Genomic DNA, 21,562 nt, shown 5'->3' on the forward strand with positions numbered 1-21,562 from the left:
GGTTCGGGTGTGGCACGTGCGGACTCGGAACCGGGCTGGCCCGACTGGGGCTGGGCCGGCTCCGCGCGCAGGAGCCGGCCCCTGCGGCTGAGCAGGAACTTCTTGAAAGCCGCAACAGGCGGGGTGTCCGGGCGCCCGGCCGACCACGCGAGCCCGATCTCGCGCACGGCACGCGGCGCGGTGACGGTGAGCTCCCGTACGCCGGGCCGCGGGAAGACGGGCGGCGGCAGCAGCGCGACGCCGAGGCCGGCGGCGACCAGGCCGCGGATGGTCTCGGCCTCCTCGCCCTCGAAGGCGATCCGCGGGGTGAACCCGGCCTCGGCGCACAGCGTCTCGAGGATGCGTCGCATGCCGTAGCCGGGCTCCAGGGTGACGAAGGACTCCTCGGCCGCCTCCGCCAGCCGCACCCGCTTGCGCCGCGCGAGCCGGTGGTCGTCCGGTACGACCAGCCGCAGCCGCTGTTCGTCCAGCCGCCGGGCGACCAGGTCGGGTGCCTCCGGGATGGGCGAGGTGAGGCACAGGTCCAGTTCCCCGGCGCGGAGTCGGTCGAGCATGGCCTCACCGTAGTTCTGCACCAGGGCGAAGCGGACCCGCGGATGGTCGGCGCGGAAGGCGCGCAGGAGTTCGGGGACCGTCTCCCAGCCGAGGGTGTGCAGAAAGCCGAAGGCGACCTTGCCGGTGGCGGGGTCGGCGTCGGAGCGTACGGCCTCGGCGGCCTGTTCGACGGCGGCCAGCGCGCGCTCGGCGGAGGAGAGGAAGGTGCGGCCCGCGGGGGTGAGGGAGAGCGTACGGCCGTGCCGCGCGAAGAGGGCGACGCCCAGGTCCTCCTCCAGCCGGGCCAGCGCGCGGCTGAGGGAGGACTGCGGGATGCCGAGTTCCTGGGCGGCACGGGTGACGTGCTCGTGCCGGGCCACGGCGGCGAACTGCGCCAGGCGCGGGGTGAGGGAGAGTGCTGCCGAGGGTGCGGGGACGCCTGGTGACTGCGTGACCGAGGTGTCTTTCTTGTTGCGTGACGGTGACAAGCGGCTCCCCCTCGCTGCGACTAGCTGCGGTGATGCGTGTGGGGATCGATTCTCGCACTTTCATGCATTGGACGGATGAAATACGGGGTCGTACGTTCGAGGCATGCCTGCTCTCGATACCGGGGCGTCCTCCGCACAGGTGGACGCCTCAGCCGTCACTCGTACCTCCCTCACCGGTTCCTCTGTCACCCGTACCTCCCCGGCACCCGAGAACTCCGACGCCACGAAGCTGAGCCCCGGCGACCCCGGGCACACGCGGATGCGGCTCGCGCTGTTCGCCGCCGGGCTCTCCACGTTCGCGCTGCTCTACTCCACGCAGGCACTGCTGCCCGAGATCTCCCGTTCCCTGCACGCCGCTCCCGACCAGGCGAGCTGGACCGTCTCCGGCGCGACCATCGGGCTCGCCGTCGCCGTGCTGCCGCTGGCCGCGCTCTCCGAGCGCTTCGGGCGGCGCCGGATGCTGACCGTCTCCATGGCCGTGGCGGTCGCGCTCGCCCTCGTCATCCCGTTCGCGCCCAGCCTGCCCGGGCTGATCGCGCTGCGGACGCTCCAGGGGGCGGCCGTCGCGGGGGTGCCCGCCTCGGCGATGGCGTTCCTGTCGGACGAGGTGCGGGCCAGGCATCTGGTGGGCGCGGTCGGGCTGTTCGTCGCGGGCAACAGCGTCGGCGGGATGAGCGGGCGCATCCTCACCGGGTGGGTCACCGAGGCGTGGGGCTGGCGCGCCGGGCTCGGCGCCGTGGCCGTCACCTCGCTGCTGTGCGCGGTCGCCTTCCGGCTGCTGGTGCCGCCTGCCCGGCACTTCACCCCGGCGCCGCTGCACCCGCGGCGGATCGCGGCGACCGTACGGGCGCACCTGGGCAACCCGCTGCTGATGCGGCTGTACGCGATCGGGCTGCTGTTCATGACGGTGTTCGGCGCCGTCTACACCGTGATCGGCTACCGGCTGGTGGCCGAGCCGTTCGGCCTCTCGCAGGGGCTGGTGGGCTCGATCTTCGTCATCTATCTGGTGGGTACGGCGGCCTCGGCCACGGCCGGGCGGCTCAACGCGCGGCTCGGCCGGCGCGGCACGCTGTACCTGGGCATCGGCACCGCCTCGGCCGGGCTGCTGATCAGCCTGGCCGACAGCATCGTGGCAGTGGTCGCCGGCCTGGTCCTGATCACCGCCGGATTCTTCGCGGGCCACGCGGTGGCCTCCGGCTCGGTGAGCCACACCGCCACCCACGGAACCGCACAGGCGTCCGCGCTCTATCAGATGAGCTACTACATCGGCAGCTCGCTCGGCGGGGCGCTGGGCGCCCTCGCGTTCGCCGCGGGCGGCTGGGCCGCCACTGTGGCCCTGGCCCTGTCCGCGATGGTGCTCGCCGCCGGCATCACCCTGTACGCGACCCGCCGCGCGGTGGTGCTGGCCCGCGCCTGAGGGGGCGGCTCGCGCCTGCGGGGGCGCGGCGTGACGGTGTGCGCGGGGCGGATGGTACGCGCCGCTGCAGTGCTCACATCGCCATGTGTCGCGATGTTTCGGAAGGCGTCCTCCCACCCGGAGGGCGCCTTTCGCTCGGAAGGTGCCCTCTCCCCTGCCCTTCTCGTTGTGCTCCCAGACGTGAGGCTGCGATCGGGAGTTGGTACGGATGGCCAGGTTCGACATCGGTGAGGGTCTGCCGTTGACGGCGGCGCAGTCGGGGATGTGGTTCACGCAGCAGCTCGCCCCGGACAGCGCCTGCCTGCGGCCTGCCGAAGTGATCGAGATTCGCGGCGCCGTCGAAGTGGAACTGCTGGAGCGGGCGATCCGGCAGGCCGTCGCCGAGACGGAGGCGCTGCGCGTACGGTTCGTACCCGGCGGGCCGGACGGCGACGAGGGCGTACGGCAGGTCATCGAGGACTGTGCCGACTGGCCGTTCCCGCTGATCGACGTGCGGGGCGAGGCCGACCCGGACGCGGCGGCGCGGGAGTGGATGTGGGCCGATCTGAGGGCCCCGATGGACATGCACCGCGCCGGCCTGTTCTCGTTCGCCGTGCTGTGCACGGCGGACGCGCGCTTCCTGCTCTACCTGTGCAGCCATCACATCCTGATGGACGGCTACGCCACCAGTCTGTTCGTGCCGCGGATCGCGGAGATCTACAGCGCGCTGGAGAGCGGCGGGCCCGTGCCGCCGTCCCGGCTGGCGCCGCTGCGCAAGGCGCTGGAGGACGAGGCCGAGTACACGGACTCCGAGCGGAAGGAGCGCGACCGGGCCTACTGGTCGGAGGAGTTGGCCAGGTGCGCCGCCTCCGCGCCCGCCACCTCCGGCCGGCTGCCGAAGCCCGCACCGGCCTTCGTACGGGAGACCGGCCATCTGGACACCGGCACCGCAGGCGCACTGCGGGCGCTGGCCCGTAACGCGCGCACCGGCCTTGCGACCGTGGCGATGGCGGCGCTGGCCCTGTACGTGCACCGGCTGGCCGACGACGCGCGGGAGGACGCGGTCGTGGACGTCACCGTCGCGGCGCGCGGTCCTGCGACCCGCGACGTACCGTGCATGGTCGCCAACGTGCTGCCGCTGCGCGTCCCGCAGCCGTCGTCCGGCACGGTGGGGGAGCTGCTGCGCAAGACCGCCGCAGCGGCCAAGGCCCTGCTGCGGCACCAGCGCTACAGCTACGTCAATCTGGTGCGCGGCCCGCACGCCCGGCGGCCGGCCGCGGGGCGGATGGAGGACTGGGGCATCAACGTGATGCTCCACGACCCGCAGATCAGCTTCGGCCGGCACCCGGCCACGCTGCACAACCTGTCCAACGGACCGGTCACCGGCATGGCCGTCAACGTCTACGACCGCCCCTCCGACGGCTCCCTGCGCATCGACTTCCAGGCCGATCCCGACATCTACCCGGCGGAACAGATCGCCGCCCACCACCGCCGTTTCCTCGCTCTGCTGCGCACCCTCACCACCGCCACCGGGACGACCGCGCTGGAGAAGGTGGAGCTCACCACGCCGGAGGAGCGGGAGCGCGTACTGGCCTGGGGGCGCGGACGCGAACGCGCCTTCCCCTTCGCGCCATTGCACGCCGCCTTCGAGGAGCGCGTACGCGAGGAGCCGGGCGCGAGCGCGCTGGTGTGCGGGGCGGGTGCTGATGCGGGTGCGGGTGCTGATACGGACGCCGGGTTGCCCGGCGCGGGCGTGCTGTCGCGTGGGGAGGTGAACGTGCGGGCCAACCGGCTCGCGCATCTGCTGCTGCGGCGGGGCGCGGGCCCCGGCGCCACGGTGGCGCTCGCCCTGCCCCGTACCGCCGACTACGCCGTCGCGCTGCTGGCCGTACTCAAGACGGGCGCCGCCTGTCTGACGCTGGACGCCGACCACCCGGCCGAGCGCACCCGGCAGATGCTCGCCGACGCGGCGCCGGTGTGCGTGCTGACGGCGGCCGGTGCCGGTGAGCCGGGTGAGGCCGCGAGTGTGCCGTCGGGGGGTGCGCCGCTGCTGGTCGTCGACGCGGCGGCGACGGTACGGGAGTTGGCGCGGCAGTCGGCTGCCGACCCGGGCGACCGCGACCGGCCGCGACCGCTGCGGCCGTACGACGTCGCGTACCTCGCCTTCACCTCCGGCACCACGGGACGCCCGAAAGGCGTCGAGGTGGAGCACTGGCAGCTGGCCAACCTGTACCACGACCACCTCAGCGGAATCATCGCTCCGGCAGCCCAGGCCGCCGGGCGCCGGCTGCGGGCTGCGCAGACCGCCTCGTTCTGTTTCGACGCCTCCTGGGAGGCGTGGCTGTGCCTGGCCGCGGGGCACGAACTCCACCTGATCGAGGACGGGGTACGCCACGACCCGGCAGCGCTGGCAGCGCGTGTCGAGGAGCAGCGCATCGACCTGCTCGCCCTCACCCCCACCCATGTGCGGGCGCTGCTGGCCGCCGGTCTCTTCGACCCCGCGCGGCGCCACCACCCGGGCACGCTGCTGGTCGGCGGAGAGGCGGTCGACCCGGTCCTGTGGCAGCGGCTGCGGTCGCTGCCCGGTGTCGCCGTGCACAACTGCTACGGGCCCGCCGAGTGCGCCGTGGACGCCGTCTGGTGCCGGCTGGACGCCGCGGGCGCCCGGCCCGTCATCGGCCGCCCCGGCCACAATCTGCGGGCCTACGTCCTGGACCGGGACGGCCACCTGGTGCCCCCCGGTGTCCCGGGCGAACTCCATCTGGGCGGTGCGCAGGTGGCCCGCGGCTACCTGGGGGCTCCCGGGCTGACGGCGGAGAAGTTCCTTCCGGATCCGTTCGCTGCTGCCCCGCCCGCGGGTGGCGGCGCCGACGGTCCTGCACCCCGTGTGTACCGCACCGGCGATCTGGTGCGGTGGACGGAGGACGGCGTACTGGAGTATCTCGGCCGCACCGACGCCCAGTTGAAGGTGCACGGTGTACGGATCGAACCGCAGGAGGTCGAGACCGTACTGGCCCGGCATCCGCACGTCGCGCAAGTCGCCGTCACGGCGCAGCGGTCCGGCGACGATCCGGTGAACGGTCCGGTACACCTGGCCGCACATGTGGTGCCCGCGACGCGGCACTCCGGGGGGCCGGCGTATTCCGGGCCACCGGATCCCACGCATACCGATACCAAACGCACCAATACCGGACGTACCGACACCAGGTCGCAGGACCGCGTGCGCTCCGAGCCGTCGGACTCCGCGCGGACCGGGGCCGTTCCGTCCGGAGAAGGGTGCCCCTCCCCGGGGCAGCCCGCGCTGGATGCGGCCGAGTTGCGTGCCTGGGCCGCTTCGCGGCTGCCGTCCGCCATGGTGCCGGCCGCCTTCTACACCCATGAGGCGCTGCCCAGGACTCCGCAGGGCAAGCTGGACCGCGCCGCGCTGCTGACCGATGCCCTCCCGGCCCAGGCCACGTCGGACCAGCGCCGCCGACGGCCGCGTACGGCGGGCACCACGGTGGAGCGGACGCTGTGCGCCCTCTTCGCCGAGGTCCTCGACGTGCCGGACGTCACCCTCGACGACGACTTCTTCGCCCTCGGCGGCCATTCGCTGGCCGCCACCCGCCTTCTGTCCCGCATCCACACCCAGCTGGGCACCGAACTCTCCCTCGGCGCCCTGTACCAGGCCCCCACGGTGGGCCAGTTGGCGAAGCTGCTCGACACGGCCGCGGGCCCGCAGCCGCCGGCCGACGGCGCATCGGAGATGCTGCTGCCGCTGCGTACCGAGGGTGACGCGGCACCGCTGTTCTGCGTCCATCCGGCGGGCGGACTGGGCTGGTGCTACGCCACGCTGCTGCCGCACCTGCCGCCGTCCGTCCCGGTCTACGCGCTCCAGGCGCAGGGCCTGCGCCCCGGGGACGCGCTCGCCGGGACCTTCCCCGAGCTGATCGCGGAGTACGTCGCCCGCATCCGCTCCGTACAGCCCAACGGCCCCTACCGGCTGCTCGGCTGGTCACTGGGCGGGGCGCTGGCGCACGCCGTCGCCGCCCGGCTGGAACAGCAGGGCGAGGACGTCGGTCTGCTGGCGCTGCTGGACTCGGCGCCCCTGGACCGCACGCCGCGCCTCGACCCCGATACGGACCCGGCCGTGGTACGCCGCCTGGTCACGGAGGCCGTCGGGCACGATCTGGCGGACGACGCCCAACTGACGGCCGTCACCCGGATGCTGGCCCACTACGCCGCGCTGCGCCCGACTTGGACCCCGGCGGTCCACCGCGGCGACGCCCACTACTTCCGCGCCACCGAAACCGCCCCCGAACACACCCCCGACCCCGCAACCTGGCACCCCCACCTCACCGGCACCCTCACCCTCCACGACATCCCCTGCACCCACTCCGCCATGGGCCAACCGGATGCGATGGCGCAGGTGGGGCGGGTGTTGGCGGCGCTGCTGAGCGCTGCCGAGCAGCGGCGGCCCGACGACAGCCGCGAGTGAACCACCCCGGCAGCGGTCCCCGGCAGCGGTCCCGGACTACGGTCCGGCCGTGCCGGTGCAATGTCCGGCTGATGAACAGCCGGGAGCGTACGGCACGTTCGCCGGGGAGCCGAGGAGCCGGCGAGGCCCGGGTTGCGTGCCCGCCGGGACGGTGTGTCAGACCACGGCGAGCCGGCCGACCAGCAGCTCCACCCTCGGCCCGGCGTCCTCCGGCGGCAGCCGTCCCGCCCGGGTCAAGGTCGCCAGGCCGTGCAGGGCCGCCCAGAACGTCTCGGTGAACAGTCCCGGCTCGACCCCGTCCCCGGTGACCTCGCTCAGGCTCTCCAGCAGCGCGGCGAAGGCGTCCTTCAGCGGCTCCGGGGTGTCCTCCTGCGCGAACGCCAGACCGCCGTCGAGCTGGAACAGGGCGTCGTAGACCGCCGGGTTGCGCTCGGCGAAGTCGAGGTAGGCGCGGGCGAGGGCGGCGACCCGGGCGCGCGGGCCGTCCGCTCCGGAGGCCGCGGCACGCATCGCCACGGCCATCTCGGCGGCGCCCTGGAGTGCGACGGCGCCGATGATCTCGCGCTTGCCGCGGAAGTGGCTGTAGAGGACGGGCTGGCTGTACTCGATACGTTCGGCGAGCCGGCGGGTGGTGACCGCGTCCCAGCCCTGCTGCTCGGCGAGTTCGCGGGCTGTCGCCACGATGAGGCGTTCGCGCTCGGCCCGTTCGCGCTGCTTGCGTTCCTGTACCGACATGATTCGACCCTAGCACCGCTAGACAACCGAGCGGGAGCAGTACTAGCGTTGCCTCGTCAGCTAGCAGCGCTAGAATTTTTCGGAGGGGTCATCATGCTCAGCGCACTCGAGGTCGTCACCACCGTGGTGGTCGGCGTGATGGTGGGGGTGGAGTTCTCCGTCGCCTTCATCATCAACCGGATCCTCAACGCACTCCCCGAGGACAGCCGCCAACTCGGCCACGCCCACGGGGGCCGGATGCTCGGCGCCGTCATGCCGTTCTGGTACATCGGCTCGCTCGTCCTCGCCGCGGCCTGGGCCGTCACCGGATGGCACCACGCCGGCACCGGCCTCGTCATCACCGCCGCCGGACTGCTGATCCTCACCGTGGTCCTGTCGCTCCTGGTGCTCGTTCCGCTCAACAACCGGGCCAAGACGTGGACGCCTGAGAACCGGCCCGCGGACTGGAAGGAGCAGATGAACCGCTGGCACCGCTGGCACTACGTCCGCGTCGCCCTCCTCATCGCCGCCTTCGCCCTGCTGGCCGCCGCGCTCACCTGACACCGAGTCGCCCCGGCATCCCCTGGTTCGCCCCTCGACCAGCCGCGTCCGCGCGGCCCGCTCAGGGCCCCGCACGACTCAGCAAGCTCCACGAAGCCCACCGAGCCGACGAAGACCCGCAAGGAGAAGAACAGTGTCCCTGAAGAAGATCAACACCGTCCTGGCCGCCGCCTTCATCCTCTTCATCCTCTGGTTCGGGAGTGAGTTCATCCTGAGCCCGGAGACGACGGCGCCGGGCTTCGGCCTGCCGAACTGGCCGTCCGGCGACGGCGACGGCTTCCTGATCATCAAGGGAATCCGCGATGTCGTCCTGGCCCTGGTCCTGGGCGTCCTGCTGGTGACGGGCCGGCGCCGGGCGCTGGGCTGGGCGCTGCTGGTGGAGTCCCTCGCCGCGTACGGCGACATGGCCACCGTGCTGGCCCACCACGGCTCCGCGGCCACCGCACTCGGCGTCCACGGCCTGACCGGGACACTGATGGTGGTCAACGGCCTGCTGATGATGCACGAGACCCGCAAGGTCGCGGCCGCCGCTCCGGCAATGCCCGCCGGGCAGCCCGCCTGACGCCACCTTGGCGCGTGTCTGGTATTCGCCTGATGACAGCCGCGGGTGAACCATGCTGACAGCGGTCCCGGACGGGCGCGCATACCGACCGGTGGGTATCCGGGAGGCGAGGTCCGACGGGTCGGATGCCTACGGATCAGGCGGGCGGGCCGTCGAAGGAGGACCAGTCGGACCAGGCGGCGTCCGGATTCTCGCTCACCTTCCAGGAGGACACCGAACCGGTGTCGGTCCCGACCACGATCTGCGGACGGCCGTCCGTCAGCGTAGCCACACCCACACTGCAGGCGGATCCGAGCAGGCCGTTGAACTTTGCCCAGTTGGCCCAGGCGGCGCTCGGCTCTGAGCTCACCTTCCAGGTGGTCAACAGCTCGCCGCCTTCGGACACGGCGAATATCTGCGGCCGCTCATCCGTCAGCGGGGCCGCGGCGAGCGACACCACACGGCCGAAGTCGAAGCCGAACTGCTGCCAGTCGGTCCAGTCGGCGTCCGGAAGCTCGCTCACCTTCCACCTGGTGAAAGGACTTCAGAGCTTCCCTCGAAGCCGTCTGCCCGCCCCTCGCGGAAACTACGCCCTTTGCAGACTGGTGACCGGCCACCTGACGTCGCCGAGTGCCATCAGGACATGGCTCAGCCACGACCCAAAATCCGCGAACTGGCCACGGATTCACCGCTTCGACACGGACAAGGCAGTGGGCCGCCCGCCGAGAACGCCGTACGTCAGATCTCGCAAAGATCTTCCTGCATCATGGAATCGATCTGATGCAGCGCATCCCGCAGATTGCTCGGCGCAGTGCGGACGGACTTCCCCCGCTTCGCAGTGCTGCTGAGCAATCCGAGCGTGCGGGCGGATGACGTCTCACCGATGATGGCCATAACTGACTCAGCCAGGCGTTCGGCGTCCCGCCATGCGTGCTCTTCCAGGTAGCAGTCGAGAAGGCGGACGGCAGAAATGGACCTGTAGCCTACCTTTACCCCTGCCTTCTGTTGCATGGCTTGCTGAAGGTAGGGAATCCCCCGCTTCCATTGGCCTGCCTCCTGGAAAGTGGACCCCAGCTGCCCATCGAGCTCGTCCGTGGTGACCCACCATGCCCAAGGAGGGTCGTCGCGCTGCTCACCGTCTTGGATGAGAGACCGGGCACGGTCGAAGGTCCGAACGGCTTCGCGTTCCTGCCCGGTCCCTGCCAGCCCTCTGGCCTCGCGGAGTCTGAAGATGGCTTCGACGCGGGGTGAGACCCGCCCTTGCCCGATAACAGCTCGCGCGATTGCCAGCTCTTCTCGCGGACGCCCCACCCATCCTGCCTGCATGGCCATGTTCTGCAAGATCAGAAGTTCGATCTCCCGATCCCCGGAAAGCCGCGCCAAAAACAAGGCTTCCTGGTTGAGCCTGCGGGCAGCAGCCTGCTCCTCTGCGTCGAAAAGCGCCCAGCCCGAGACTTCGGCCAACTCGGCTGCCGCCGCCTGAACGTCGTGTTCCGCCTTGTGGTCGTAGTCTCCCTCTCCCATACGACGGTGCACCTTCTTGAAGGAACGCGCTGCCGCGTCTGCGATGGGAAGACCGTTCAATTCGTTGTCCAGCGCCACGAGGTGCTGAGACAACTCTCGGATGGTCAGAGCGAGATCTTCACCCATGCGCCCATTGAGAGCGGACAGCTTCGGCGTATCGGGTTCCAGTAGCGCGTCGAACTCTTCGGACGCGACTCCTAGGAGATGTGCGATTCTCGGCCGTTGGTGCGGTTGAGGTTCAACATCGCCGCGTTCCCAGCGCTGCACCGTCGTGCGATCAACTTGCAGGGATTCAGCGAACGTCTCCTGTGTATAGCCGCATGACGTCCGGCGCTGTGTCAGACGCTGCCGCTTGCCCGCCATGCCCGTACTCCTCCGGCTGCCGTCTCCCCTGGCCAGGGTACCTCGTGCAGCCAAAGTGCAGCCTGGATACGGCAGTTCTGCCGTGTTGCTGCCCCGTCTTCTCCGGTGAAGTGGCTAGCCATGGCGCCCCCGATCGGCCACCGGCTCAGGGGGACATGGATACCCACCTGAAAAGGAAGGCAGAGCCATGAAGCGGACCATGTGGCAGTCGTCGGCCGCGGGATCAGAATCCATTCCAGTTGATGTCTCCGACCACCCGCGCGGTGCGGACATCGCACAGCTTCAGGCGGCTTACGTGATGCACCGGCAGGAGTGCGGTGCCTGCGCGGCACCTCGTGCGAGACCGCCCGACGGCTCGAGTAGGCACGGCGGGTGATGCCCGCATGAGCGACACGCAGTGTGCCGAGTGTGCTCGGCTGGAGCAGGAGAGGGATACCGCAAGAGGTGTGGGGGACTTCAGCCGGGTGACCGACTGCGAGGTCTTGCTGAAGCGGCATCCAGACCACAGCGCACGGTCTGCCACCGGCAGAAGGGGGCGGGAATGAGCCGCCCCCTGGATCAGCGGCGCGCGAAGGGCAACGGGCCGCGCCACGCGCTGGCCGACAAGGACGACGCCAGCGCACGGAAGCAGGGCGCGGAGCGGGCCCAGCTGCTCGCCAAGATGCGGAGGAAGGTCCACGGCGCGTCCGACTGGGTGCCGGGCACGGTCGGAGACGACGTGATGACCGCGCACAAGGTGCGCGATGGCACACCGCTCTGCGGTGCCGTCGGCGCGGTGGACGAGGCGCAGCGGCGCGTCACGTGTGCCGAGTGCCTGGACCTCCAGTAGCCCCGCAGTGAGCCCGTCCGCCGTCAGCGTCCTACCCGATGCGGTCGAGGATCAGCGGTGTCGGCTCGTACGAGGGCGAGTCGGTGATGTCCCAGGCGTCCGTCAGGGCCTGCTCCGCGTAGGCGAAGGCTTCCGGGGTGTCCGTGTGCAGCGTCAGCAGGGGGGTGCCTGCCGTGATGTGGTCGCCGGGGCGGGCGTGCAGTTCCACGCCGGCGCCCGCCTGCACCGGGTCCTCCTTGCGGGCGCGGCCGGCGCCGAGGCGCCAGGCTGCGAGGCCGATGGCGTAGGCGTCGAGGCGGGTCACGACGCCGGAGGTGTCCGCCTTGACGACGTGGTGCTCCCTCGCTGTCGGCAACTCCGCGTCCGCGTCACCCCCTTGGGCGGTGACCATGCGGCGCCACACGTCCATCGCGGAGCCGTCGGCCAACGCCTTCGCGGGGTCGGCGTCCGGCAGGCCCGCCGCGTCGAGCATTTCGCGGGCCAGGGCTACGGTGAGTTCGACGACGTCCGCGGGTCCGCCGCCCGCCAGGACCTCCACCGATTCGCGGACTTCGAGGGCGTTGCCCGCAGTCAGGCCGAGCGGGGTGTTCATGTCGGTGAGGAGTGCGACTGTCCGTACGCCGTGGTCCTGGCCGAGTCCGACCATGGTTGCGGCCAGTTCGCGGGCGTCCTCGACGTTCTTCATGAAAGCGCCGGAGCCCGCCTTGACGTCCAGGACCAGGGCGCCGGTCCCCTCGGCGATCTTCTTGGACATGATGGACGAGGCGATCAGGGGGAGGGACTCCACCGTGCCGGTGACGTCGCGGAGGGCGTACAGCCGCTTGTCGGCCGGGGCCAGGCCCTCGCCTGCCGCGCAGATGACGGAGCCGACGTCCTGGAGGACGTTCATCATCTCGGCGTTGGTCAGCGACGCGCGCCAGCCGTGGATGGACTCCAGCTTGTCGAGGGTGCCGCCGGTGTGGCCGAGGCCCCGGCCGGACAGCTGGGGGACGGCAGCGCCGCAGGCGGCCACCAGAGGGGCGAGTGGGAGCGTGATCTTGTCGCCCACGCCGCCCGTCGAGTGCTTGTCGGCGGTGGGCCGGTCCAGCGCGCCGAAGTCCATCCGCTCGCCGGAGGCGATCATCGCGGCGGTCCACCGGGAGATCTCGGCGCGGGTCATGCCGTTGAGGTAGACGGCCATGGCGAGGGCCGACATCTGCTCATCGGCCACCACGCCGCGCGTATAGGCGTCGATGACCCAGTCGATCTGCTCGCCGGTCAGCTCCTGGCGGTCGCGCTTGGCGCGGATGACGGAGATGGCGTCCATGGCCATGAATGTCTACCTGTTCCTTTCGGCGACCGTGACGGTCAGTGGCCGGTAACGGTCAGTGGGCCGGTAACGGTCAGCGGGCCAGATCGTGCGGCCCGAAGGCGTCGACCAGCAGTTCGGAGAGGGGCCGCACCCCCGAGGGCGCCTCCACCAGCAGGGTGCTGCCGCCGTGCTCCCACAGCAGCTGGCGGCAGCGCCCGCAGGGGGCGACGAGCCGGGCGTCGGCGCCGCCCACGCAGGTGAACGCCACCAGGCGGCCCCCTCCGGTGGCGAACAGCTCGCTCACCAGGCCGCATTCGGCGCACAGTCCGACCCCGTAGGAGGCGTTCTCCACATTGCAGCCGGTGATGGTGCGCCCGTCGTCCACCAGTGCGGCGGCCCCGACGGGGAAGCCGGAGTAGGGGGCGTAGGCCCGGGTCATGGCGGCTCGGGCCCGCTCCCGCAGCGCCCCCCAGTCGATGTCGGCGTCGTGCACAGCTCTACGTTCCCTCACCTCGGCGGTACGACTTGCCGATCGCGCGTGGCGCACGCAGCCGCTGGGCCGCGAGGGAGAGCACCAGCAGCGTCGTGACGTACGGCGTCATCTCGACGAACTCCAGTGCCACGGTGTCGGTCAGCGCGTACCACAGCACGAGCAGCACGGCGATAACGAGGCTGACGGCGGCCTGGATACGGGCGCCGCGCAGGCCCGTGCGGAGCTTCCAGACGGCGAGCCCCACCAGCAGGACGGCCATCAGCAGCAGCATGGCGTGCACCGTGGTGCCGCCGCCGACGACGCGCAGCGCGTCCATGAAGCCGAAGAGTCCGGCGCCCATGGCGACACCGCCGGGGCGCCAGTTGCCGAAGATCATGGTGGCGAGGCCGATGTAGCCGCGGCCGCCGGTCTGGTTCTCCTGGTAGATGTGCACGCCGACGGCGAGGAACGCACCCCCGAGCCCGGCCAGCGCACCGGAGACGGCCAGCGCCGCGTACTTGTAGGAGTAGACGTTCACGCCCAGCGACTCGGCGGCCACCGGGTTCTCGCCGCAGGAGCGCAGCCGCAGTCCGAAGGAGGAGCGCCACAGGACGTAGAAGCTGCCGACGAACAGCAGCGCGGTCAGCACCGTCACCCAGGAGACGTCGTCGACCAGCGCGCGCAGGACGCCCGCCAGGTCGGAGACGAGGAACCAGTGGTGCTTCTCGATGCTGCCCAGCCCGTCGGCGAGCCCTGGGACGGTGAAGCTGGGCATGTCCGCCATGGGCGGGGACTGTTTGTCGTTGCCGCCCGCCTGGGCCGCTTCGCTGCCCGGGGCACCGAACCACAGCTTGGCCAGATAGCGGACCAGACCGAGCGCGAGGATGTTGAGGGCGACACCGGAGACGATGTGGTCGACGCCGAAGGTGACGGTGGCCAGCGCGTGCAGCAGTCCGCCCAGCGCGCCGCCGATGATCCCGGCGAGGATGGCGACCCACGGCCCGTGCTGCCAGCCCATCCAGCCGGCGGCGAAGGTGCCGAGCATCATCATGCCTTCGAGGCCGATGTTGATGACGCCGGCGCGTTCGGCCCACAGCCCGCCGAGTCCGGCGAGGCCGATGGGGACGGCGGCGCCCAGCGCCGAGGAGAACTGGTCGCTGTTGCTGAGCTGCTCGTCGCCGGTGACGACCCGGACGAGGGAGAGCAGCAGCAGTCCGCCCGCGATGAGCAGCAGGACGACCGGATAGGACAGCTTGCGCTTGCCGCGGGGGGCGGCGGGCGCCGCGGGCGCCTTCTTCGGCGCGGACATGGTGGTGCTCATGCGGTGGTCCCCGCCTTCTTCGCCTGGGTGCTCGGTGCGCTCTTGCCGTCCTGGTCCCGCTCGCCCGGGCCGTTGTCGTCGCCCTCGCCCTCGCCGCCGTCGGCGCCGCGAGCGCTGAGCTGGGCGCCGACCGCACTCTGCTGCCTGCGCAGCACGACGCGGCGGACGATCTCGTACGCGATGACCACGCACAGCACGATGATCCCCTGCATGACGCCGACGATCTCCTGCGCGTACCCCTCGAACTCCAGCTGGAGGCCGGTGCGCTCCAGGAAGCCCCACAGCAGGGCGGCCAGTGCCATGCCGATGGGGTGGTTGCGGCCCAGCAGGGCGATGGCGATGCCGGTGAAGCCGACGCCGGTGGGGAAGTCGGTGCCGTAGCTGAAGGACTTGTTCAGCAGCGTCGGCATTCCGACCAGGCCCGCGACGGCGCCGGAGAGCAGCATGCTGGTGACGACCATCCGCCGGACGCTGACGCCGCTGGCGGAGGCCGCGGACTCGCTGCGCCCCACGGCCCGCAGGTCGAACCCGAAGCGGGTGCGGCCGAGCACGAACCAGTAGGCCAGCCCGATCAGTACGGCGATGATCAGGGTGCCGTAGATCGGGTCGGGCGTGGTCGGGATGAGGAAGAAGTGGCTGGAGGCGGGGATCTCCGGCGTGTGGAAGAGGTTGCCGTCCTTGACCGCCAGCTTGTCCTCGGCGAGGAAGTAGCCGATCAGCGAACCCGCGATGGAGTTCAGCATGATCGTGGTGATGACCTCGCTGACCCCGCGGGTCGTCTTGAGTACGCCCGCGATGCCCGCCCACAGCGCGCCGACGGCCATCGCGACGAGGATGATCACCGGGATCTGGAGGGCGCCGGGCAGCGCGAGCGCTCCGCCGACGACGGCGGCGAAGAACGCGGCGACCCGGTACTGCCCGTCCACCCCGATGTTGAAGAGGTTCATCCGGAAGCCGATGGCCACGGCCGCCGCCGAGAGGTAGTACGGGATCGCCTTGTTGATGATCCAGACCTGGCTGTCGCTCTTCGAGCCGAAGTCGATCATGACGAAGAAGGCGTGGAACGGGTCCTTGCCGGTCATCGCGATGACGACCGAGGAGAGCACGAACGCCGCGAGGAGGGCGAGCGCCGGCGCGGCCAGCGCCTGCAGCACGGCCTGAGCGCTGAACTTGGTCTTGAAACGGCTCATTTGTCGCCTCCCCCCTCGGAGTTGTCGCTGTCATCCTCCGCCGGGGCGCCGTCCTCGGCCTGTGCGTGGTCCTTGACCTGTGGGTCGCCCTCGGCCTGTGCGCGGTCCTCGGCCTGTGCGCGGTCCTCGGCCTGTGCGCGGTCCTCGGCCGGTGCGCCGTCCTCCCGGCGGTCCAGGTGGCCGGTGGCCGCGCCGGTCATCGCCGAGCCCAGCTCCTCCGGGGTGACGGTCGCCGGGTCGGCGTCGGCCACCAGCCGGCCCCGGTACATCACCCGCAGGGTGTCCGAGAGGCCGATCAGCTCGTCCAGGTCGGCGGAGATCAGCAGCACGGCCAGGCCCTCGCGGCGGGCCGTGCGTATCTGGTCCCAGATCTGCGCCTGCGCGCCGACGTCCACGCCCCTGGTGGGGTGGGCGGCGATCAGCAGCTTGGGGCCGTGGCTCATCTCGCGGCCGACGATGAACTTCTGCTGGTTGCCGCCGGAGAGGCTGGCGGCGGTCACCTCGATGCCGGGGGTGCGTACGTCGTACTCCGCGACGATCCGCTCGGCGTCGGCCCGCGCCTCCTTGAGGGCCAGCAGCTGCGGAGCGCCGGGTATGCCGAGCGCCGGGCCCTTGGCGTTGGGCTTCTCGGTGACGTGGCCCAGGATGCGGTTCTCCCACAGCGGGGCCTCCAGCAGCAGCCCGTGCCGGTGGCGGTCCTCGGGAATGTAGCCGATGCCGCTCTCGCGCCGCTCCCGGGTGGGGGCGTGCGAGATGTCCTGGCCGTCGAGGGTGACGGTGCCGGCGTCCGGGTCGCTCATCCCCATGATGGCCTCGACCAGCTCGGCCTGCCCGTTGCCCTCCACGCCGGCGACGCCGAGCACTTCGCCCTTGTGGATGGTGAAGGAGATCCCGTCCAGCACGGTGCGCCGGCCGCCGTCGGGGTCGGCGGCCGACAGGTGCAGGTCCTGCACGCGGAGCATCGGCTCGTCGGTGACGGTCGACTCGCGGGTCTCGGCCGACGGCAGTTCGCTGCCCACCATCAGCTCGGCGAGCTGCTTGGGGCTGGTCTCCTCCGGCCGTACGGACGCCACCGTCGTACCGCGCCGGATGACGGTGATCGCGTCGGCGACGGAGAGCACCTCGCCCAGCTTGTGCGAGATGAACAGCACCGTGAGGCCCTCGGCCTTGAGTTCGCGCAGGTTGGCGAAGAGGGCTTCGACCTCCTGCGGGACCAGCACGGCGGTCGGCTCGTCCAGGATGAGGATGCGCGCGCCGCGGTAGAGGGCCTTGAGGATCTCCACCCGCTGCCGGTCGGCGACGCCGAGCTCCTCCACGAGCACGTCGGGGCGGATACCGAGCTGGTAGGCGTCCGACAGCTCCATGATCTTCTTGCGGGCGCGGGAGCCGATGCCGTACAGCCGCTCCGCGCCCAGCACCGTGTTCTCCAGCACGGTGAGGTTGTCGGCCAGCATGAAGTGCTGGTGCACCATGCCGATACCGCGGGCGATGGCGTCCGCGGGGCTGTGCAGCTGGACGAACTTGCCGTCGACGCTGATGGTGCCCCCGTCCGGCCGCTGCATGCCGTAGAGGATCTTCATCAGGGTCGACTTGCCCGCGCCGTTCTCGCCCACGAGGGCGTGCACGGAGCCGCGCTCGACCCGGATGTCGATGTCGCGGTTGGCGACGACGCCGGGGAACCTTTTGGTGATGCCGCGCAGTTCGACGGCCGCCGCGGACTTCTGGCCCGCCCCGGACGGCGCGCCGCTGCTGCCGCTGGACTCGCTGGACACTTGACTGACGCGCTCCCTTGCTGGTGGCAGCCAGCTCTTTCTGAGGGTTGAGGGGGACTATCCGAGAGCTGAGAGGACGAGGGGAACCAGGGGGACCACGGGCAGCGGCACCGTACGCGCCGCGGTGGTGTGCCGCGGCCGCGTACGGTGCCGTCCCCGCCGGGTCACGGCTTGGCCGGGACCTTGACCTTGCCGGAGGTGATGTCCTCGGTGGCCTTGTCGATGTCGCCCTTGATGTCGTCGATGAAGCCACCGGACGTGGCGACCGAGACACCCTTCTCCTTGAGGGAGAAGGTCTGGTTGCCCTTGAGCGGCTTGCCGTCCTTGACGCTCTTGATGAGCTCGTAGACGGCGACGTCGACGTTCTTGACCGAGGAGGTCAGGATGGCGTCCTTGTACTTCTCCAGGCCCTTCTGCCGGTACTGGTCGGAGTCGACCCCGATGGCCCAGGCGCCCTTCTTCTTGCTGACCTCTTCGATGGAGCCGGCGCCGGACTGGCCGGCCGCCGTGTAGATCACGTCGTTGCCGCGGGCGAGCATGCCCTTGGCCATGTTCTTGGCACGGGCCGGGTCGTTGAAGCCCTTGTCGGACTCCTTGTAGAGGTAGTCGACCTCGACCTTGGCCTTGGGGTTGGTGTCCTTGACGCCCTTGACGAAGCCGGCCTCGAACTTCTGGATGAGCGCGTTGTCGACGCCGCCGATGAAGGAGACCTTGTTGGTCTTGGTCTTCTTGGCCGCTGCCACGCCCACCAGGTACGACGCCTCGTTCTCGGCGAAGGTCATCCCGACGACGTTCTTGGCGTGCGACTGCTCGTCCACGACGCCGAAGGTGGTGTCGGGGAACTCCTTGGCCACCTTGTTGACCGACTTGCCGTAGTTGAAGCCGACGCCGATGACCGGGTTGTAGCCCGCCTTGGCGAGGGAGGAGAGGCGCTGTTCGCGGGTCTCCTCGGTCTCGTTGTTGCCGGCGGTCATCTCCTTGGTCTTGACGCCGAGTTCCTTCTCGGCCTTGTCGGTGCCGCGGGCGGCCGCCTCGTTGAACGAGTGGTCGTCCCGGCCGCCGACGTCGAAGGCGAGTCCGACGCCCTTGTTCTTCTTGCCACCCGACTCCGTAGAGCTCTCACCGCACGCGGTGGCCGTCAGTGCGAGAGCCGCGGTGGCGGTGACCGCGGCAGCCAGCTTTGTTACCCGACGCAACAGGAGTCCCCTTCGAGTCGTGGAGCACCGGTTCCGGCACCGCAGGATGGTTCCGGCCGTTGAGACGGGCACACATTAACGCGCGTAGATTTCCAGCAGAAGAAGCCGGGAACCGCTGTTATCGGATCGTCGCGAACGGCGCCGAATTCCACATAGCTGCCCCTTTTGTCCCGTTGGTTGGCGGGGTGGGGCGTGGATACGGCGCCGCCGTACGCGTACGTACCGGGTCAGGTCGCGTCAGGTCACATCAGGTCACGAACGGTGCAGCAGCGCGGCGGCCGTGAAGAGCTCGACGCCGGCGGTGATCGCGCCCTCGTCCGCGTCGAAGTCGCCCTGGTGCAGATCGCGGCTGCGGCGGTCGCCGACGGGCCGCACCCCCAGCCGGGCCATCGCGCCCGGGACGTGCTCCAGATACCAGGAGAAGTCCTCGCCGCCCAGGCTCTGCTCCGTCGTCTCCACGGCGGCGGCGCCCGCACGCGCCGCCATCGCCTCCCGCAGCAGCGCCGTCGCCGAGGGCTCGTTGACCACGGGCGGCACGCCGCGTACATAGGTCAGCTCGCACTTGGCCCGGTGCAGGGTGGCCAGCTCGTCGATGGCCGCGTGCACCAGGTCGGGGGCCTCGCGCCAGGTCGGCAGGTCCAGGCAGCGCAGGGTGCCGGAGAGCTCGGCGCGCTGCGGGATCACGTTCGGCGCGTGCCCGGACTCGATCCGGCCCCAGGTCAGCGACAGCCCGGAGCGCGCGTCCACCCGGCGGGCCAGCAGCGCCGGCGCCTCGGTGACCAGCTTCGCGGCGGCCGTGACCAGGTCGGTCGTCAGATGCGGCCGTGCGGTGTGCCCGCCCGCGCCGCTGAGCACCACCTCCAGCCGGTCGCAGGCCGAGGTGATCGGCCCCGCGCGCAGCCCGATCCGGCCCACGTCCACCCGTGGGTCGCAGTGCAGGGCGAGGATCGAGCCGACGCCGTCCAGCACCCCGCAGTCCACCGCGTCGGCGGCGCCGCCCGGCAGCACCTCCTCGGCGGGCTGGAACAGCAGCCGTACGGGACGGGGCAGCGCCCCCGCGCGCGCCAGCTCGGCCAGCACAAGGCCGGCGCCGAGCACCACCGTGGTGTGCACGTCGTGCCCGCACGCGTGCGCCCGGCCCGGGACCGTCGAGCGGTACGGCACCTCTTTGGTGTCCGGGATGGGCAGCGCGTCGATGTCGGCGCGGAAGGCGAGCATGGGAGGGGCGACGGCTGCCCCGGCCTCGACGGGGCCCTCGGTGCCGGCTCGTGCGGCTCCGGCCCGTTCGGCGTCGGCCCGCTCCGCTTCGGGCCTCTCGGCGTGCGGGCTCGCCCCCTCCCCCGCCTGCGGGTGGATGTCGCAGATGAGCCCGGTGCCCATGGCCAGCACCCGGGGGCGCAGCCCGGCCTTCTCCAGCCGGGTCTTGAGCGCGGTGGTCGTGCGGAACTCCTGGTTACCCAGCTCTGGGTGCATATGGAGGTCGCGACGGAAAGCGATGAGCTCGCGGCGGAGGGGTTCGGTCAGCCGGCCGGGCAGCTCGGGAAGTACGCCGGCGGCCCCGCGTGCGTCTACCTCCGGTGCTGCAGGGGACAGGAGTTCGTTCATGGTCCGAAGAGTAGGCCCCTTGACACCGCAACTGACTAGAGATCCACCAAAGTTCAATCTCCCAGGGGAAGAAAATCTAGGCTGTGCGGCGGTTATGTCCAGATGCGGCTGGGTATACCTACGCGCTTTGCCCACGCCCCCTGGACAGCCGCGGGCTCACTGGAGCCCGGACGCCCGCTCCTGAGCCGCCATGACTTCGTCGCCGTGTGCGAAGGCCCAGGCACCGATGGTGTCGATGGGCACGAGCAAGGTGCGGCCGAGGGGCGTGAGTTCGTAGGCGACCCGGGGCGGGGCCCCCGGGTGGGCCTGGCGGTCCACCAGGCCGTTGAACTCCAGGCGCCGCAGCGTCTCGGTGAGCACCTTCGAGCTGATGCCGCCGATGCGTTCGCGCAGCTCGCCATGGCGGTACGGGCCCTCGCGCAGCGCCCACAGGACCACGGCGTTCCAGGTGTTGGAGAGCAGGTCGAAGGCGAGGCGGGCCCGGCAGTCGGCGAGGAAGGCGTCGGTCGTCACGTACCAAATGGTGCCTGACCGGCTCTCTAGTGTCCTTCCGGAAGCAGGTGACCAGCTGGCGAGGAGGGCTTTCGATGCGAATCGGCGTACTGGGGAGCGGCAACATGGCGGACGCACTGGCCACGCACTGGGTGCGGGCCGGTCACGAGGTACTGGTGGGGGGACGGGATGAGGGGAGGGCGCGAGGGCTTGCGGCGCGCATCGGCGAGGGCGTCGGCGTCGGTGGCGGCGTCCGCGCCGGGGTCGGTGGCGGCGTAGGTGGCGGCGTACGGCATGGGAGCCTGCGGGCGGCGGCCGGGTTCGGGGAGGTGGTGCTGGCCGCGTTGCCTTACGGCGTAGGGCAGGAGGTGGCCCGGGAGCTGGGCGCGGCCCTGGACGCGAAGGTGCTGATCGACTGCTCCAACCCCGTGGGACCCGGCTTCCGGCTGCTGACGGACGGCGGCCCCTCGGCAGCACAACGGCTGGCAGCGGCGGCGCCGGGCGCGCGGGTCGTCAAGGCGTTCAACCTCTGCCACGAGGACGTATGGCGCATGAACCCGCCGGTCTTCGACGCCCGCCCCCTGTCGGTCCCGCTCTGCGGCGACGACCCCGCGGCCCTCGCCCTCGTCCGGGACCTGGTCCGGGACGTGGGCTGCGAGCCGGTGACCGGGGGCGGACTCGAACGCGCCGGGCTCCTGGAGGCGACCGCCGCGCTGTTCATCGGCCTGTGGGTGGGAGAGGGCGCGGACGCACAGGCGATAGCCCCGCCGCTGGCGTATGCGACGGGGCTATCGCC

At 71.1% G+C, this 21,562-nt stretch carries 18 protein-coding genes; 6 read left to right on the plus strand and 12 right to left on the minus strand.

Translation table 11 applies throughout. The features are described 5' to 3' along the window. Nucleotides 1–1,022: LysR family transcriptional regulator (locus ITI46_RS22450; protein ID WP_247746407.1), on the minus strand; the 1,022-nt coding region annotated here is incomplete at its 3' end. Between the two features lie 103 nt (nt 1,023–1,125). Between ITI46_RS22450 and ITI46_RS22455 the strand changes: the two genes are divergently transcribed. Together ITI46_RS22455 and ITI46_RS22460 are read left to right on the plus strand one after the other, a co-directional pair. Then, entirely contained in the window at nt 1,126–2,439 is a 1,314-nt protein-coding gene (locus ITI46_RS22455) for an MFS transporter (RefSeq protein WP_209241513.1), read from the plus strand. A gap of 208 nt (nt 2,440–2,647) precedes the next feature. Beyond that, nucleotides 2,648–6,895, plus strand: a complete 4,248-nt coding sequence (locus ITI46_RS22460) for a non-ribosomal peptide synthetase (protein WP_209241514.1) — start codon at nt 2,648–2,650, stop codon at nt 6,893–6,895. 156 nt (nt 6,896–7,051) lie between these two features. On the opposite strand, the gene ITI46_RS22465 is transcribed toward ITI46_RS22460, so the two are convergent. Further along, nucleotides 7,052–7,630, minus strand: a complete 579-nt coding sequence (locus ITI46_RS22465) for a TetR/AcrR family transcriptional regulator (protein ID WP_209241515.1) — start codon at nt 7,628–7,630, stop codon at nt 7,052–7,054. A 93-nt stretch (nt 7,631–7,723) separates the two neighbouring features. On the opposite strand from ITI46_RS22465, the gene ITI46_RS22470 reads away from it, so the two are divergent. Further along, on the plus strand, nt 7,724–8,170 hold the full coding sequence (locus ITI46_RS22470) for an anthrone oxygenase family protein (RefSeq protein WP_209241516.1): 447 nt from the start codon (nt 7,724–7,726) through the stop codon (nt 8,168–8,170). Between the two features lie 133 nt (nt 8,171–8,303). Beyond that, nucleotides 8,304–8,732 carry a DUF4267 domain-containing protein gene (locus ITI46_RS22475; RefSeq protein ID WP_209241517.1) on the plus strand — a complete coding sequence of 143 codons (429 nt, stop codon included), beginning with the start codon at nt 8,304–8,306 and terminating at the stop codon, nt 8,730–8,732. 136 nt (nt 8,733–8,868) lie between these two features. Here ITI46_RS22475 and ITI46_RS22480 read toward each other — a convergent pair whose 3' ends face one another. Both ITI46_RS22480 and ITI46_RS22485 read right to left on the minus strand, forming a co-directional pair. After that, on the minus strand, nt 8,869–9,234 hold the full coding sequence (locus ITI46_RS22480) for a DUF8189 domain-containing protein (RefSeq protein WP_209241518.1): 366 nt from the start codon (nt 9,232–9,234) through the stop codon (nt 8,869–8,871). A gap of 215 nt (nt 9,235–9,449) precedes the next feature. Continuing rightward, the gene (locus ITI46_RS22485; protein ID WP_209241519.1) at nt 9,450–10,598 is read right to left on the minus strand and encodes a helix-turn-helix transcriptional regulator; all 1,149 of its coding nucleotides are present in this window, start codon (nt 10,596–10,598) and stop codon (nt 9,450–9,452) included. A 541-nt stretch (nt 10,599–11,139) separates the two neighbouring features. On the opposite strand from ITI46_RS22485, the gene ITI46_RS22490 reads away from it, so the two are divergent. Further along, nucleotides 11,140–11,427 carry a hypothetical protein gene (locus ITI46_RS22490; RefSeq protein ID WP_209241520.1) on the plus strand — a complete coding sequence of 96 codons (288 nt, stop codon included), beginning with the start codon at nt 11,140–11,142 and terminating at the stop codon, nt 11,425–11,427. 31 nt (nt 11,428–11,458) lie between these two features. On the opposite strand, the gene ITI46_RS22495 is transcribed toward ITI46_RS22490, so the two are convergent. The 8 genes from ITI46_RS22495 to ITI46_RS22530 all read right to left on the minus strand — a co-directional run bounded on the left by ITI46_RS22495 (nt 11,459) and on the right by ITI46_RS22530 (nt 20,787). After that, nucleotides 11,459–12,733 carry a thymidine phosphorylase gene (locus ITI46_RS22495; RefSeq protein ID WP_209241521.1) on the minus strand — a complete coding sequence of 425 codons (1,275 nt, stop codon included), beginning with the start codon at nt 12,731–12,733 and terminating at the stop codon, nt 11,459–11,461. Nucleotides 12,734–12,809: 76 nt separating this feature from the next. After that, the gene (locus tag ITI46_RS22500) at nt 12,810–13,211 is read right to left on the minus strand and encodes a cytidine deaminase (RefSeq protein WP_209241522.1); all 402 of its coding nucleotides are present in this window, start codon (nt 13,209–13,211) and stop codon (nt 12,810–12,812) included. 4 nt (nt 13,212–13,215) lie between these two features. Then, nucleotides 13,216–14,511: an ABC transporter permease gene (locus tag ITI46_RS22505; RefSeq protein WP_209241523.1), complete on the minus strand. Its 1,296-nt coding sequence runs from the start codon at nt 14,509–14,511 to the stop codon at nt 13,216–13,218. After that, a complete protein-coding gene (locus tag ITI46_RS22510; RefSeq protein WP_247746408.1) occupies nt 14,508–15,701 on the minus strand; it encodes an ABC transporter permease in 1,194 nt (397 codons plus the stop codon). Before ITI46_RS22510 ends, ITI46_RS22505 begins: the two co-directional genes overlap by 4 nt. After that, the gene (locus ITI46_RS22515; RefSeq protein WP_372452037.1) at nt 15,698–17,473 is read right to left on the minus strand and encodes an ABC transporter ATP-binding protein; all 1,776 of its coding nucleotides are present in this window, start codon (nt 17,471–17,473) and stop codon (nt 15,698–15,700) included. Before ITI46_RS22515 ends, ITI46_RS22510 begins: the two co-directional genes overlap by 4 nt. 164 nt (nt 17,474–17,637) lie before the next feature. Then, nucleotides 17,638–18,669 (minus strand): BMP family lipoprotein, encoded by a 1,032-nt coding sequence (locus tag ITI46_RS22520; protein ID WP_209241524.1) that lies wholly within the window; start codon nt 18,667–18,669, stop codon nt 17,638–17,640. Nucleotides 18,670–18,921: 252 nt separating this feature from the next. Next, nucleotides 18,922–20,274, minus strand: coding sequence for an amidohydrolase (locus ITI46_RS22525; protein WP_209241525.1), 1,353 nt, complete (start codon nt 20,272–20,274; stop codon nt 18,922–18,924). A 156-nt stretch (nt 20,275–20,430) separates the two neighbouring features. Continuing rightward, nucleotides 20,431–20,787 carry a winged helix-turn-helix transcriptional regulator gene (locus ITI46_RS22530; RefSeq protein WP_209241526.1) on the minus strand — a complete coding sequence of 119 codons (357 nt, stop codon included), beginning with the start codon at nt 20,785–20,787 and terminating at the stop codon, nt 20,431–20,433. A 74-nt stretch (nt 20,788–20,861) separates the two neighbouring features. Here ITI46_RS22530 and ITI46_RS22535 point away from each other — a divergent pair. Continuing rightward, a partial coding sequence (locus tag ITI46_RS22535; RefSeq protein ID WP_209241527.1) for an NADPH-dependent F420 reductase occupies nt 20,862–21,562 on the plus strand: 701 nt, incomplete at its 3' end.

The sequence above is a fragment of the Streptomyces oryzae genome (assembly GCF_017676365.1).
GTDB classification, from domain to species: Bacteria; Actinomycetota; Actinomycetes; order Streptomycetales; family Streptomycetaceae; genus Streptomyces; species Streptomyces oryzae.

What these genes read in the sequence shown, in the direction of transcription:
- ITI46_RS22505 (WP_209241523.1), bottom strand. Translation starts at nt 14,511, where the DNA reads ATGAGCACCACCATGTCCGCGCCGAAGAAGGCGCCCGCGGCGCCCGCC.
- ITI46_RS22490 (WP_209241520.1), top strand. Translation starts at nt 11,140, where the DNA reads ATGAGCCGCCCCCTGGATCAGCGGCGCGCGAAGGGCAACGGGCCGCGC.
- ITI46_RS22460 (WP_209241514.1), top strand. Translation starts at nt 2,648, where the DNA reads ATGGCCAGGTTCGACATCGGTGAGGGTCTGCCGTTGACGGCGGCGCAG.
- ITI46_RS22510 (WP_247746408.1), bottom strand. Translation starts at nt 15,701, where the DNA reads ATGAGCCGTTTCAAGACCAAGTTCAGCGCTCAGGCCGTGCTGCAGGCG.
- ITI46_RS22470 (WP_209241516.1), top strand. Translation starts at nt 7,724, where the DNA reads ATGCTCAGCGCACTCGAGGTCGTCACCACCGTGGTGGTCGGCGTGATG.
- ITI46_RS22465 (WP_209241515.1), bottom strand. Translation starts at nt 7,630, where the DNA reads ATGTCGGTACAGGAACGCAAGCAGCGCGAACGGGCCGAGCGCGAACGC.
- ITI46_RS22495 (WP_209241521.1), bottom strand. Translation starts at nt 12,733, where the DNA reads ATGGACGCCATCTCCGTCATCCGCGCCAAGCGCGACCGCCAGGAGCTG.
- ITI46_RS22485 (WP_209241519.1), bottom strand. Translation starts at nt 10,598, where the DNA reads ATGGCGGGCAAGCGGCAGCGTCTGACACAGCGCCGGACGTCATGCGGC.
- ITI46_RS22525 (WP_209241525.1), bottom strand. Translation starts at nt 20,274, where the DNA reads ATGAACGAACTCCTGTCCCCTGCAGCACCGGAGGTAGACGCACGCGGG.
- ITI46_RS22455 (WP_209241513.1), top strand. Translation starts at nt 1,126, where the DNA reads ATGCCTGCTCTCGATACCGGGGCGTCCTCCGCACAGGTGGACGCCTCA.